Here is a 13,492-nt window from a genome sequence, read left to right as displayed (position 1 = left end):
AATGAGTAATAAATTATCACCATTATCAAAAGCGTTTCTCGTTTTGATTTTTCTCGTACTCTATGCACCGATTTTCTTTTTAGTATTTTACTCGTTTAACAGCGGTGGTACGATGTATGACTTCAAAGGGTTTACCTTTGAATGGTACAGGGAGCTGTTCCAAGATACAAGGTTGTTGATCATTGTATTAAATACACTTGTGATTGCTTTATTATCTGCACTAATCGCTACGATCATTGGCGTGATTGGAGCAATTGGAATCCGGTCCTTTACGAGCAGTAAAGCAAAAAATACGTTATTGTCTCTGAATAACGTATTGATCGTCAGCCCAGATGTGATTATTGGTGCCTCCTTCCTGATTCTTTTCACAATGGCCGGAATCAAGCTCGGGTTTTACTCCGTACTGTTGTCACACATCGCCTTCAGTATTCCAATTGTTGTTCTACTCGTGCTTCCAAAACTTCAGGAGATGAGTCCGACCTTAATCGATGCTGCCCGTGATTTAGGGGCAAGCCGGTGGGATGTATTGACGAAGGTTATCTTGCCTTACATTTTACCAGGTATCTTTGCTGGATTTTTTATGGCTTTGACTTATTCACTCGATGATTTTGCGGTTACATTTTTTGTGACTGGTAACGGATTCTCCACCCTTTCCGTGGAAATCTATTCATTGGCGCGCCGTGGAATTTCATTAAATATTAATGCGTTATCGACATTGCTGTTCGCAGTAACACTTCTGTTGGTTGTCGTTTATTATTTTATTACTCAACGAGTCAGGCAGACGGGAATGGGAGGGAGACGATGAAAAAGCTCGTCCAAATGTTCTTAGTCATTTCTGTCGTATCTGCCCTGCTTTTATATGCGATTTCAAGATTGAATACATCGCAGGGTTTTACGAGCAGCAATACGCTTACCATCTATAATTGGGGCGATTACATCGATTCAGATTTAATCGACCGTTTTGAAGAAGAAACAGGCATCAAGGTCATTTATGAGACGTTCGATTCTAATGAAGCAATGATGACCAAAATCGAACAGGGCGGTACGACTTATGATATCGCTATCCCGTCCGAATATATGATTGATAAAATGCGTGAAGAAGATTTACTTGTTCCCTTGGATCATTCCAAGCTTCCTAATTTGAAAAATATCGACGAGCGATTTATCAACCTGCCGTTCGATCCAGAAAATAAATTTTCCGTTCCTTACTTCTGGGGAACTGTTGGTATAGTTTATAATTCTAAGATGCTTGGTGGTAAAGAGATTACAGCCTGGGCAGATTTATGGGATAAGGATTTGAAAAATGAAATCCTCTTAACAGATGGTGCCCGAGAAGTAATTGGTATGGGGCTGAACTCTTTGAATTATTCCCTGAATGATACGAATGAAGAACATCTTCTAGCGGCAAAAGCCAAGCTCGATACACTCACTCCGAACATTAAAGCAATTGTTGGGGATGAAAGCCGCATGCTATTGGAAGCACAGGAGGCGGCGATTGGTCTGGTTTGGTCGGGAGTGGCTTCTGAAATTATGGCTGAAAATGAAGATCTCGAATATGTGGTGCCTGAAGAGGGGTCTAATTTATGGTTTGATAATATGGTAATACCGAAAACGACCAAAAATGTGGACGCAGCTCATCAGTTTATCAACTTCATGCTGGATCCAGAAGTAGCGGCACAAAACGCTGAATATGTTAGCTACTCAACTCCTAATAAAGAAGCGTTGAAATATATGCCGGAAGAAGTAGTGAAGGATGAACGTTTTTATCCATCACCAGAATTAACAGAGAAACTGGAAGTGTACGAAAACCTTGGGAAGAAAAACTTAGCCCATTACAATGAACTCTTTTTGGAATTCAAAATGCATCGTAAATAATACAAGAAAGAGCATGGTGTAAGAGGAATCCTCTACTTACGCCATGCTTTTTCTTTTCTAAGTTTGTGACTAGTTCTAATGTGGATTTCGTGCCAAACATATAAAAGTACATCATCATCTCCTGTTAGCTATACTCCCAAATTCAGTATTATGATATAACTTATCATCTTTGGAATAATGAATCTTTATTGAATTGGTCAGACGGTAGACAATCAGTCTTTAGTAAAAGTACTCTAAAATATCAGTTGAGAGATAAGTATGTTAGTATAATGACTGGATAAAGTGTATACAGCAGTGGGAGTAAAATCTTAAGGATTTATTAATATTTCCAAGCTATTATAATAGAAAAATTAAGGAGAGTATTCATGAAACTATTAAGAAGCACGAAGGCATATGTTTGGGCAGGAAGCATCTTAGTCATTGCTGGTATCATGGTATTTGCGATGATTTCGTCTACAGATAAGACAATGGCGAGCGTAGATGGAGAGAAAATCAATAAGGATGAGCTTTATGACGCGCTTGTTGAGGGGTATGGAGCAGATACATTAAACCTATTAATTACAAATAAATTGGTTGCATTGGAAGCGGAAAAAGAGGGAATTAAAATTAAGGATGAAGAAATCCAGAAAGAGATCGATACTCTGGTAGAATCCTATGGTGATGAAAAAGCGTTCAAAGAACAATTGGAAGCAAGCGGTTCTTCCATGGATGCCTTGAAAAAAGACATTGTGGTTTATCTTCAAACGAAAAAATTGATTGAACCGAGAATTACCGTGACAGATGATGAAATCAGCACGTATTTTGAAGATAATAAAGATACCTTTGCTCAAGCAGAACAAGTGGAAGCTAGTCATATTTTAGTTGATGACGAAAAAACGGCTAAGAAAGTTGCGAAAGAAATTGCAGAAGGTGGCGATTTTGCTAAATTGGCAGCTGAATATTCTACTGATACAGAAACGGCAGAAAAGGGTGGAAGCTTAGGATACTTTGGTAAAGGTGATATGGTGAAGGAATTTGAAGATGTTGCCTTTGATCTTGATATAGATAAAGTCAGTGATCCAGTTAAATCAGATTATGGGTACCATATCATAAAAGTAACCGGTAAGAAGGAAGCGAAAAAAGCTAATTTAGAAGACAGTAAAAAAGAAATTAAAGAAACGCTTCTTTCTGAAAGATTACAAGAGGAATATTCTGTTTGGTTAGCTGAAGTAAAAGAAGATCATGAGATAACGAATAAATTAGGAGGTACTGAATAAGGGGTGAAAAAGATGATTCCAAATCGAATAACATCCACTTTGGACCATCTTTTTTATAACACTATCCATTGTATTTAGTAATCTTTTTGAAAATATGATTATTGAAGAGGATAGGACCATATTTAGAAAAAAGGAGCAGAGACGTATTGTCCTCTTCTCCTTTTTTATTTGTTAGAAGTTAGATGAAATGGACTTTTCATTGGAGAGTTCTGATTTTGTAACTAGTTCATCACTTTCTTTTTCTCCTTTTTTATTGTCATCTTTTAATGACTGAGCTGGGGTTTCTTTCAATTGTTTTCCCGCCACTACAACTTTGGAGCTGATGCCTTTTAGTTCACTTGTTGCTTCTTTGGCTGAATCAAGGGCATCAGTGGAGATATCCTTTACTTCGGTTACCTTGCCTACCACGTCTTCATTAACGTTTTCATATAAAGTTTCAACGTCATTGATTGCCTCTTTAATCGTGTTGGTTGCTCCTTTAACGCTAGATACCATCTGTTCCTTCACTTCGCCTGGATTTTCCTTAACTTGTTCAATCATATTCACGGAGTTGTCTTTTAAAAGGATTGCCGATCTTTTTACTTTATTCCTTGTATTGGAGTCAAGTAAGGTTAAAGCACCACCTACAAGTCCGCCAATAAGAATACCTTTTAACAGTTTGCTATTCGTTTCAGTTTCAATAGTTGGTTGTGTCATCTATATTTCCTCCTCTAAGAATAGTAGATTGATTGCTTATTAGGGTTTTCCCTTATTTACCATAACTTAAACTTGTATAATAAAAACAAGGAATAAAAGGGAGTACCTCTAAAATTAAAAGAAGGCATCCGTATGGATGCCTTCTTTTAATTTTGCATATGGAACTAACGAAACAAAAAACTTATGTATTCCTTTTTGGGAAAAGGATTCACAATTGGGGAATCCTTGTTTTATATTTCGCGATTAGTTTTTGATTGTGTTCATCTGCCCCTTCGATATTCCCACTTAGGAAAACGGGAGGGGTCACCCCTGATTTAATAATGGTCTCAATGACTTGGGTGAAAATCATATTTAGAAGGACAGCTCCAATTACAGTCGATCCAGATCCAAATGATATATTGTTTGATTTCAGTAATGTATCACCTTTGGAAATATGATTGTCTATGATTAAATCAACGACATCGTGGAGAAAAAGTTTCTGTTTATGCCGTGAAGAACAACTGTTAGCATACTCAGGTGAAGTCAATCCAATAACAAAGGCGCCTTTTTCTTTTGCGATTGTAGCAACATCGATGGGAACGGGATTGACACCAGAGGATGAAATGACGATACAGACATCACCAGGACGGATATCCTCATCATTCATGAATTTCTCTGATAGGCCATTTTGTCTTTCAAGTTGCGATGACCTTGATGCTCCCTTAAAAAGCATCAAATCTTCAACGAAAATAGGACGAATGGCTGCTAACCCGCCTGAGCGGTAGAATACCTCTTCTGTCAATATATGAGAGTGTCCGCTTCCAAACAAATGGATGATTCCATCTGACATTACTGCTTTTGAGATGTGTTTCACAGATTCCTTAATCGAAAGCTTTTCCTGTTCTACCACAGTTGAGAGTAAATCCTGCACTGCTTCAAAATATGAGTTCATATGTGACACCCTCCGATTACCTTTAGCATTAAAAGATTATAGTGATGAATTTGTCCTTACTTGCATATCCGGTAAAAATATTCAAATTATCTAGTAATGTTGATTGTAAACTTATACCTGTCTGCACGATAAGCTGATTTAACATATTCTAGGGGGGTTCCATCTTGTAAAAACGTATTCCTTTGAATGAATAAAATGGGCGAATGTTTAGGAATCGCTAAATGGGTAATTTCTGTATCTGAAGCAATCGCTGATTCTAATGTTTGTGTAGCATAGTCGATTTTAAGTTTAGCGTAATTTTCTATATATTGGTAAAGGGACAGGTTGATAATTTCTTCAGTTAATCCCTTAATTAAATTCGCAGACATATACATCGTTTCGAGTGCCATTGGAACGTCATCGGCCAATCGTATCCGCTTTATTTCATAAACAGGAGCATAAGTGGAAATGTGCAGTTCATTAGCAATTTTTTTATTTGCCGGAATGATTTCGAAGCTCAGCAGTTTACTGCTTGGGTTTAGCCCTCGGGCTTTCATATCCTCTGTAAAGCTAGTCAGTCCATTAAGCTGCTGCTCCAGCTTCTTATCGGCTACAAAGGTTCCTCTGCCTTTCTGACGATATAGGTATCCATCATTAACTAGGTTATTAATGGCTTGACGGACAGTCATTCGGCTAATTTCGAATTGTTCTGCATATTCACGTTCAGATGGAAGGGCATTGTGCGCTTGGAACTCACCACTTTCTATTTGTCTTTTTATTTGTTCTTCGATTTGAAAATAAATTGGAAGAGGTGAGTTTTTATCAATCATTGATTTTCGCTCCTTTAGGGTATTAACACTCCAGATAACGCTTTTTGGTCTGCGATAATTGTAACATTATTATGTTTTTTAAGGATAGATGCAGGAAATTCCTCTGTTATTTCCCCGTGTATTAATTTCTTCAAGGTTTCGGCTTTCTCTTCTCCTGATATTAGCAGCAGAATTTCTTTACTTTTCATTATTGTGGCAATACCCATCGTAATTGCATGTGTGGGTACTTCGTCGATGGAGTCGAAATAGCGTGCGTTCGCTTGTCGAGTTGATTCCTCAAGTGCGACTACATGTGTACCAGACGAGAAAGAAGTTCCTGGTTCATTAAAACCAATATGACCATTTTGTCCAATTCCAAGTATTTGAAGATCAATCCCACCCAATGTTTCAATCATTTTGTCAAAACGAGTACATTCCTTGTCAAGATTATCGGCTGTACCATTTGGAAGATAAGTTTGTTCTTTATTTATATTAATATGAGCAAATAATGACTGGTCCATATAATAATGATAACTGTTTGGATCATTTGAATCTAAGCCGATATACTCATCTAGATTAAATGATGTTACGTTTTCATAAGAAGTATTATTTTGCATGTGATCTTCAATTAGCGTATCGTACGTCCCTTTTGGTGTCCCGCCTGTTGCAAGACCGAGCTTGATTTTCGAATTCTCTTTAACTTTTCGAATGACTATATTTGCAGCTGACTGACTCATTTCTTTGTAATCCTGCACTTTAATAATATTCATTATACATTCTCCTTTTTAAATGCTAATTTACCTCTGCAGAACGTCATTTCAACATCCAATTTTTCATTTAATATTACAAGATCAGCATCTTTTCCAACCTGTATACTACCTTTTCGATCAAAAATCCGAAGCTGTTTGGCAGGATTTTCTGCCGTCATTTTAATAATGTCAGTCATGGAACAGCCTGTATATTGCAAGGTGTTCTTAATGGCATCGTTCATTTTCAATATACTGCCTGCGAGTGTTCCATTTGATAGGGTTGCTGTCGTTTCGTTAACATACACGGGCTGGCCGCCTAAATCATAGGTACCCTTTTCAAGCCATTTGGCACGAAGCGAGTCCGTTATCAAGATCATCCGGTCACTGGTAATTTGGCTATAAGCTAACTTCACCATTTCCGGTCGGCAGTGAATGCCATCAGCAATAAGTTCAACAAACAGCTCGTCTCTAAGATAAGCAGCACCCAATACACCAGGCTCGCGGTGATGAAGACCCCGCATCCCATTATAAAGATGCGTGACGTGAGTAGTCCCTGCAGAAATCGCTTCACCTATTTGGTCATACGTTGCATCTGAATGTCCAATGGAAGCGACGACGCCTGTTTCCTTTAAGTGAGCTGCAAGATCTAATCCATTTTGTTGTTCAGGTGCAAGCGTTACAAGCTTGATCTGATTTTGGGCAATTTCCTGCCATCTTTTAAATAGAGGGACATCAGGATCAACGATGTACTCTTCAGGCTGTGCTCCCTTACGTGCTGGTGAAATGAAAGGACCTTCTAAATGAATCCCAACTATTTCAGCGTGATCCTGTGTTTGATTTCCGATATAATTACCCGCATTAAGAAGTGCTGATTCAATGGCATCTGTCGATTGAGTCATTGTAGTGGCCAGAAAGCTGGTGGTTCCTTCTTTTGGAAGTGTTTCTGCCATTGTAGATAAAGCTTCATATGTGGCGTCCATTGCATCAGCATTAGATGCCCCGTGAATATGAATATCGATGGCACCTGGAATTACCTGATAATCCGGTGAAAGTGTAATTACTTTAGCATCATCGTCATGTTTGTATTGGTTGACTGGACCTACTTCGGCAATTTTTCCGTCGACGACTTTAATGTACCCATTTTTGTATGTTTCCTTTTCGCTATAAACTATTAGATTATTAATAATGAATGTTTTCATACATAATCTCCTTTATGAAAGTAAAACTTAATGAATGAGTCATAAATTGGTCTCATATATTTTGCCCTCATTTTATCGCTTTTATTATAAGTTGTCTAGACCAGTTAAGGAGTAGCGGGAATAAAAATGATATTTTTGCTTTATTTTCGAAGGATATAGTATATTTTTCAAATAAATTGGTATAGACATCTATATATTTTTTATGCTAGTATAATCCAAAGAAAAGTTATTATATTGACAAAATGAAAACGCTTTATACGTCTTGTCGTTCTGCTGAATCAAAAGAAGTTAGGAACAAGGGAGATGAGTTCGATGTTAAATTTTTTACAAAAGATTGGGAAAGCTTTGATGTTACCGATCGCTGTTTTGCCTGCAGCGGCTTTATTGCTTCGCCTAGGTCAACCGGATTTACTTGATATTGCATTTATAGCTGCCGCAGGAAAAGCGATTTTTGATAATCTTGCCATACTGTTCGCTTTAGGTATAGCGATAGGATTATCTAAAGACGGAAGCGGTGCAGCGGCATTAGCTGGTCTTGTTGGTTACTTTGTTTTAACGAATGGTACACAAGCAATTAATAAAGATATCGACATGGCTGTTTTAGGTGGGATTATATCAGGTATAGTTGCTGCCTTCCTATATAATAGATACTCTGAAATAAGACTCCCTGAATGGCTTGGATTCTTTTCAGGGAAACGATTTGTTCCGATTATTACATCGTTAGCGATGATAATACTGGCAGGAATATTTGGCTTTGTATGGCCGCCAATTCAAGATGTAATCAATAACGTTGGAGACTGGATTACAGGTGCAGGAGCTTTAGGTGCTGGTGTATTTGGCGTATTGAATCGCTTATTGCTTCCAGTAGGTTTGCATCACGTCTTGAATAGTATGGTATGGTTTGTTTTTGGTGAATACAATGGAGCAACTGGTGATATAAACCGTTTCTTCGCAGGTGATCCAACTGCTGGGCCATTTATGACAGGATTTTTCCCTATCATGATGTTCGGTTTACCAGCAGCAGCATTAGCGATGATTGCAGCTGCTAAGAAAGAGAAACGTAAATTAGTAACGGGGATGCTGGTTGGTTTAGCTTTCACTTCTTTCTTAACAGGAATCACTGAACCAATTGAATTTCTGTTTATGTTCATTGCTCCAGTATTATATGTAATACATGCAATTTTAACTGGGATCTCATTAGCTCTCGCTGTTCTATTGGATATCCATCATGGTTTTGGATTCTCGGCAGGAGCCATTGATTATTTCTTGAACTTTGGAATTGCTCAAAAGCCACTATGGTTAATACCGATTGGATTAGTTTACGCTGCAATTTACTTTGTGATTTTCTATTTTGTTATAAAAATTATGGATTTAAAAACACCTGGTCGTGAAGATGATGAGGAAGAAGCAGAAGAAGATACTGTTGTGAAAACAGGGGATAAATATGCCGATATGGGGTCACTTTTCATTCAAGACCTTGGCGGTAAAGAAAATATTAAAGTTATAGATAATTGTGCAACACGGTTACGTTTAGAGGTTGGCAATTCAGATAATGTGAATGAAGTAGCATTAAAAAGACATGGTGCACGTGGCGTGATGAAGTTAAATAAATCAAGTGTTCAGGTCATTGTTGGAACAAATGTAGAATTTGTTGCCAATGCGATGAAACAACTTGTAAAGAATGATGCTCATCCAAGCCAAGTTAAAACAAAACCATCAGCACAAGTAATGGCTGAAACAGTAGAAGAAAACCAAGCTTTAGATGTAAATGATTTTGTTCTTCCGTTAGAAGGTAATGTTTTGCCGTTAGACCAGGTTCCTGATCAAGTGTTTGCTATGAAAATGATGGGTGACGGCTTCGCTATTGAGCCGGTAAATGGGACACTCGTATCACCAATTGATGGGGAAGTGTTCAGTATCTTCCCAACAAAGCATGCATTGGGATTGAAAATGAATAATGGTCTTGAAATTCTGATCCATGTTGGTTTAGATACAGTTAAATTAAATGGAGAAGGCTTTACATCTCTTGTACAAGAAGGTCAAAAGATAACAAAAGGAACGCCTCTTTTGGAAGTTGACCTAGATTTCATACAAAGAAATGCTCCGTCTACTGTTACTCCTATCATATTCACTAACTTACCTGAAGGAACGGCAGTGAAATTACAGAAGACAGGGTTCCAGAAACAAAATACAGCAGATATCATTCGGTTGGAAAAACTTTAAATAACAGTAAAAAAGAAGGCGTCCAATAGGACGCCTCAGACTGTAGACAAACTCGATGAAAATCGAGTTTGTCTACAGTTTTTTTGAGGGGTTGTAAAAATTCGACGTTGATTTCCACTCCAGGCACTCGCTTTCCGCGGGCGGTCAGGGAGCCTCCTCGGCGCCTTTGCGCCTGTGGGGTCTCCCTTGGACACGCATTTCCCGCAGGAGTCTCGCACCTTCCGTTCCAATCAACTTTGTTTTAACAATTAGATATAACCACTTTTGCCTACAGTCCTTTTTGTTTTAATATAGAAGTATTAAAACTTGAGGTGATGACGATGCTTTCGAAACATAATTCTATTCAGCGAGATCAACTTGAAATGATTACTTTGGATCAACTGGTGCCAGCGAACCATTTGGTTCGTAAAATTGAGGGAGCCATTGACTTCACTTTCATTTATGACTTGGTGAAAGATATGTATTCAGAGATAGGGCGCCCAAGTATTGATCCAGTTATTTTAGTTAAATTGACATTCATTCAATATACCTTCGGTATTCGTTCGATGCGTAAAACGATTGAAGAAGTTGAAACGAATATGGCTTACCGTTGGTTTTTAGGTTACGGTTTCCATGATAAAGTACCTCACTTCTCAACGTTCGGGAAAAATTATGAGCGTCGCTTTAAAGATACAGACCTGTTTGAACGGATTTTTTATCGTATCTTAATGACAGCTTCAGAAAGAAAGTTAATAAGTGCAGAGCACGTATTCGTTGATTCAACACATGTGAAAGCCAGTGCGAATAAGCGAAAATTCGAAAAGAAAATCGTTCGTAAGGAAACACGAGCATATCAAGGACGCCTTCAAGAAGAAATAAATCAAGATCGTGAAAACAATGGAAAGAAGCCTTTTCCACCGGATAAATTTGATAAAGAAGAAACCAAAGAAATTAAAGAAAGTACAACTGACCCTGAGAGTGGCTACTATGTAAAAGATGAACGAACAAAACAGTTTGCCTATTCATTTCATGCGGCTGCGGACCGCAACGGTTTTGTGCTGGGGACGATTGTAACACCGGGAAATACGCATGATAGTCATATCTTAGAGCCTCTTGTTGAACAAGTGATTGAGAAAGTTGGAAAACCTGAAGCTGTTGCCGCAGATGCAGCTTACAAAACACCAGCCATTACAAGCTACCTTTTTGGGAAAGAAATCACACCAGCTTTACCCTATACACGTCCACGAACAAAAGAAGGGTTCTTTCGCAAGCATGACTATGTTTACGATGAACATTTTGATTGTTATCTCTGCCCATCGGGCGAGATTTTAAAGTACTCAACAACAAATAAAGAGGGCTATCGCGAGTACAAATCACCCAAACACACTTGTGCGACATGCTCATTTTTATCACAATGTACAGTAAGCAAAGACCATCAAAAAGTGGTGACACGCCATATCTGGCAAAATTATATGGAAGAAGCAGATCATCTGCGTCATCACAAGGATGTAAAACCTATATATGCGAAACGTAAAGAAACAATAGAGCGTGTATTCGCAGATGCAAAAGAAAAGCATGGTATGCGTTGGACTACTTTAAGGGGACTTAAAAAATTGTCGATGCAGGCGATGCTTACTTTCGCTGCCATGAATTTAAAGAAGATAGCCAATTGGACATGGCAAGGTCCAAGAATGGCTTAATAAAGTGGGCTCGTAGAGGCCCAATCTCTTAATCTTGAGCAAAATTCAAAGGGAATTTCAAAAGGGGTCCGGAATTAAAACATTCCGAACCCCTTTTGTCTACAAACTGAGGCGTCCAATAGGACGCCTTCTTTTAAATTAAACCAAAACCAGTTCCTGAGGTGAAGCATCAACAATATTTTGAACTTCCGTCCCTTCAAGCGTTTCTTTTTTCAGTAGCTCTTCGACCAGCTCTTCATACTGCGGGCGATTTGAATCGAGCAATTTTTCCGTTTCCTGAATCGCTTTTGTGAACAGTTCCTGCATCTTTTGTTCTTTCTCGCCTTTATTAAATGTAAGGGTAAATCCATCTTGAAGCATTCCGGTATCGACCATTTGCTCAAGCAGATGTTTCGCCTGTTGTACGTCGCCGCCTACACCGATGCTGTGTTCCCCTAAATACATTCTTTCTGCAACGCCACCTGCTAAAATCATTTTGACTTGATCAAGTAATTCACTTGCTGTAGATAAATGAAGTTCTTTCGGAATCGGTGCTACATATCCAAGAGCTTCACCACGCGGTATGATGGTAGCTTTTCGAACAGAGCCCGGTTTGGTTAGGGCTGCAATCAAAGCATGTCCACTTTCATGGATGGCCACGCGGCGTTTAGTATCTACATCATTCAAGGTACGTGATGTGGCACCGAGAATTGTACGGTCAATGGCATAATCGAGATCTTGTTTGCGAATCATTTCCTGTTCATTTCTGAGAGCATGACGGGAAGCAGTATCAAATAAAGACCTTAAATCTGCTCCGGAGAAACCTGATGTGCTTTCAGCCAGTTCATCCAAGGAAGCAAGTACATCTGTTGCGAGTCGCTTTCCTTTAGTATGGATAGCAATGATCTCTTTTCTTCCCTGTGTATCTGGAAGTGGTACTTGAAAGGAGAAATCAATTCTACCAGGGCGAAGAAATGCCTCATCGAGCATATCTTTCCGGTTTGTTGCGGCAATAAATAAAATGCCTTCATTTGGATGACCTCCATCCAATTGGACAAGCAGTTCAGTCAGCGTTTTTTCGCCTTCTTCTCCGCCATGAGCTTTCCGTTTACCCGCTAATGCGTCTACTTCGTCAATGAAAATGACAGCTGGTGATTGCTTACGTGCATTTTGAAAAAGACTACGGACACGGGCTGCTCCAACACCGACAAACATTTCGTTGAAGGCCGAACCGCTTGTTGAGAAGAAGTTGGCACCCAATTCTTTTGCAATTGCCTGTGCAAGAAGCGTTTTCCCAGTTCCTGGTGGGCCGTATAATAAAATGCCTTGAGGAGGCTTAATTCCAATTTTAGCTGAACGTTCTGGTTCTTTTAGAGTAGTTAGGGTTTGCAGGATTTCTTGTTTGATTTCGGTTTGCAAACCGCCTACATCCTCCAAAGTTATCTCGGGCAAATCTCTAGGAGCAGAAATGCTTTGTTTCTTGCTGCCAATAAGTAATCCACCTTTTGACCTTTTCTGTATAATAACAATGGTTGTGACTAATGCTGCCATCAATCCACCTAAAATCCATAATGCTGACTTATTAGTTGATGAAAATGAATATTGAACATTATAAGTTTCGACTAGTTTATTGATCATTTGACTATTGGGGGGAATATTAGAAACATATTCTCCATCTGGTGTAGTGATGTGAAGGGTACCGTTTCGTTTCTCTTCTATTGAGACAAGGGCCCCATTTTGAGCTTTAATTGTCTTTTCAACAGAAGAAAAGGGAATAACCATTTCCTTTGATTGAGTTACAACATACCAACTAATTCCACCTATTATCACAATGAAAGCCGTTAAGAACGGCAGCAACTTCGAGACAAATTTAGAATTCGAGTTCAAATTTTCATCTCCTTTAAGGATATATATTCAGTATAGAATTTTTAAACGTGTATTATATAGGTCTTTAGTCCTTAAAATTTAGGTAAATAATGTAAAGGAACGAAATTCCAATAACTTAGGGATGAGTACTATTCTATTTTCAACCTGCATATTAGACTTTTTAAAAATGAAATGCTAAAGTGAAATGGTCTAAGTCATGAAAAAATAAAAAGGTAGAAGAGTGTGAAGTT

11 protein-coding genes are annotated in these 13,492 nt (G+C 38.5%); 5 read left to right on the top strand and 6 right to left on the bottom strand.

Features of this window, described 5'->3' with window-relative positions:
- Nucleotide 1: 1 nt before the first annotated feature.
- The 3 genes from JFU24_RS15240 to JFU24_RS15230 all read left to right on the top strand — a co-directional run bounded on the left by JFU24_RS15240 (nt 2) and on the right by JFU24_RS15230 (nt 3,131).
- Nucleotides 2-805, top strand: coding sequence for an ABC transporter permease (locus JFU24_RS15240; RefSeq protein WP_201188268.1), 804 nt, complete (start codon nt 2-4; stop codon nt 803-805).
- A complete protein-coding gene (locus tag JFU24_RS15235) occupies nt 802-1,875 on the top strand; it encodes an ABC transporter substrate-binding protein (protein ID WP_201250169.1) in 1,074 nt (357 codons plus the stop codon). The genes JFU24_RS15240 and JFU24_RS15235 overlap by 4 nt, the downstream gene beginning before the upstream one ends.
- Nucleotides 1,876-2,240: 365 nt before the next feature.
- Nucleotides 2,241-3,131, top strand: a complete 891-nt coding sequence (locus tag JFU24_RS15230) for a foldase protein PrsA (protein WP_201250168.1) — start codon at nt 2,241-2,243, stop codon at nt 3,129-3,131.
- 171 nt (nt 3,132-3,302) lie between these two features.
- On the opposite strand, the gene JFU24_RS15225 is transcribed toward JFU24_RS15230, so the two are convergent.
- The 5 genes from JFU24_RS15225 to nagA form a co-directional block, all read right to left on the bottom strand.
- Nucleotides 3,303-3,827, bottom strand: coding sequence for a YtxH domain-containing protein (locus JFU24_RS15225; RefSeq protein ID WP_201222418.1), 525 nt, complete (start codon nt 3,825-3,827; stop codon nt 3,303-3,305).
- 208 nt (nt 3,828-4,035) lie between these two features.
- Nucleotides 4,036-4,758 (bottom strand): SIS domain-containing protein, encoded by a 723-nt coding sequence (locus JFU24_RS15220; protein WP_201188276.1) that lies wholly within the window; start codon nt 4,756-4,758, stop codon nt 4,036-4,038.
- A gap of 86 nt (nt 4,759-4,844) precedes the next feature.
- Nucleotides 4,845-5,567, bottom strand: coding sequence for a phosphonate metabolism transcriptional regulator PhnF (gene phnF / locus JFU24_RS15215; RefSeq protein WP_053348252.1), 723 nt, complete (start codon nt 5,565-5,567; stop codon nt 4,845-4,847).
- 14 nt (nt 5,568-5,581) lie between these two features.
- Entirely contained in the window at nt 5,582-6,316 is a 735-nt protein-coding gene (gene nagB, locus JFU24_RS15210; RefSeq protein WP_201188279.1) for a glucosamine-6-phosphate deaminase, read from the bottom strand.
- The gene (gene nagA, locus JFU24_RS15205; protein WP_201222417.1) at nt 6,316-7,494 is read right to left on the bottom strand and encodes an N-acetylglucosamine-6-phosphate deacetylase; all 1,179 of its coding nucleotides are present in this window, start codon (nt 7,492-7,494) and stop codon (nt 6,316-6,318) included. The genes nagB and nagA overlap by 1 nt, the downstream gene beginning before the upstream one ends.
- 312 nt (nt 7,495-7,806) lie before the next feature.
- Here nagA and nagE point away from each other — a divergent pair, with 312 nt between their 5' ends.
- Together nagE and JFU24_RS15195 are read left to right on the top strand one after the other, a co-directional pair.
- On the top strand, nt 7,807-9,717 hold the full coding sequence (nagE, locus tag JFU24_RS15200) for an N-acetylglucosamine-specific PTS transporter subunit IIBC (protein ID WP_201188283.1): 1,911 nt from the start codon (nt 7,807-7,809) through the stop codon (nt 9,715-9,717).
- Nucleotides 9,718-10,037: 320 nt separating this feature from the next.
- Nucleotides 10,038-11,396, top strand: a complete 1,359-nt coding sequence (locus JFU24_RS15195) for an IS1182 family transposase (protein WP_201180978.1) — start codon at nt 10,038-10,040, stop codon at nt 11,394-11,396.
- 138 nt (nt 11,397-11,534) lie between these two features.
- On the opposite strand, the gene JFU24_RS15190 is transcribed toward JFU24_RS15195, so the two are convergent.
- Nucleotides 11,535-13,262 (bottom strand): AAA family ATPase, encoded by a 1,728-nt coding sequence (locus tag JFU24_RS15190; RefSeq protein WP_201188285.1) that lies wholly within the window; start codon nt 13,260-13,262, stop codon nt 11,535-11,537.
- Between the last annotated feature and the right edge of the window lie 230 nt (nt 13,263-13,492).

It is taken from the genome of Peribacillus sp. TH27 (assembly GCF_016650915.1).
In the GTDB taxonomy this organism is placed as follows: domain Bacteria; phylum Bacillota; class Bacilli; order Bacillales; family DSM-1321; genus Peribacillus; species Peribacillus butanolivorans.
The sequence above is the reverse complement of the archived record's forward strand: the minus strand, read 5'-3'. Positions and strand labels throughout refer to the sequence as shown.

Bases quoted from the DNA above. Each gene is read 5' to 3' on its own strand.
- nagB (WP_201188279.1), bottom strand. From the start codon at position 6,316: ATGAATATTATTAAAGTGCAGGATTACAAAGAAATGAGTCAGTCAGCT.
- JFU24_RS15220 (WP_201188276.1), bottom strand. From the start codon at position 4,758: ATGAACTCATATTTTGAAGCAGTGCAGGATTTACTCTCAACTGTGGTA.
- nagA (WP_201222417.1), bottom strand. From the start codon at position 7,494: ATGAAAACATTCATTATTAATAATCTAATAGTTTATAGCGAAAAGGAA.
- nagE (WP_201188283.1), top strand. From the start codon at position 7,807: ATGTTAAATTTTTTACAAAAGATTGGGAAAGCTTTGATGTTACCGATC.
- JFU24_RS15230 (WP_201250168.1), top strand. From the start codon at position 2,241: ATGAAACTATTAAGAAGCACGAAGGCATATGTTTGGGCAGGAAGCATC.
- phnF (WP_053348252.1), bottom strand. From the start codon at position 5,567: ATGATTGATAAAAACTCACCTCTTCCAATTTATTTTCAAATCGAAGAA.
- JFU24_RS15225 (WP_201222418.1), bottom strand. From the start codon at position 3,827: ATGACACAACCAACTATTGAAACTGAAACGAATAGCAAACTGTTAAAA.
- JFU24_RS15195 (WP_201180978.1), top strand. From the start codon at position 10,038: ATGCTTTCGAAACATAATTCTATTCAGCGAGATCAACTTGAAATGATT.
- JFU24_RS15240 (WP_201188268.1), top strand. From the start codon at position 2: ATGAGTAATAAATTATCACCATTATCAAAAGCGTTTCTCGTTTTGATT.
- JFU24_RS15235 (WP_201250169.1), top strand. From the start codon at position 802: ATGAAAAAGCTCGTCCAAATGTTCTTAGTCATTTCTGTCGTATCTGCC.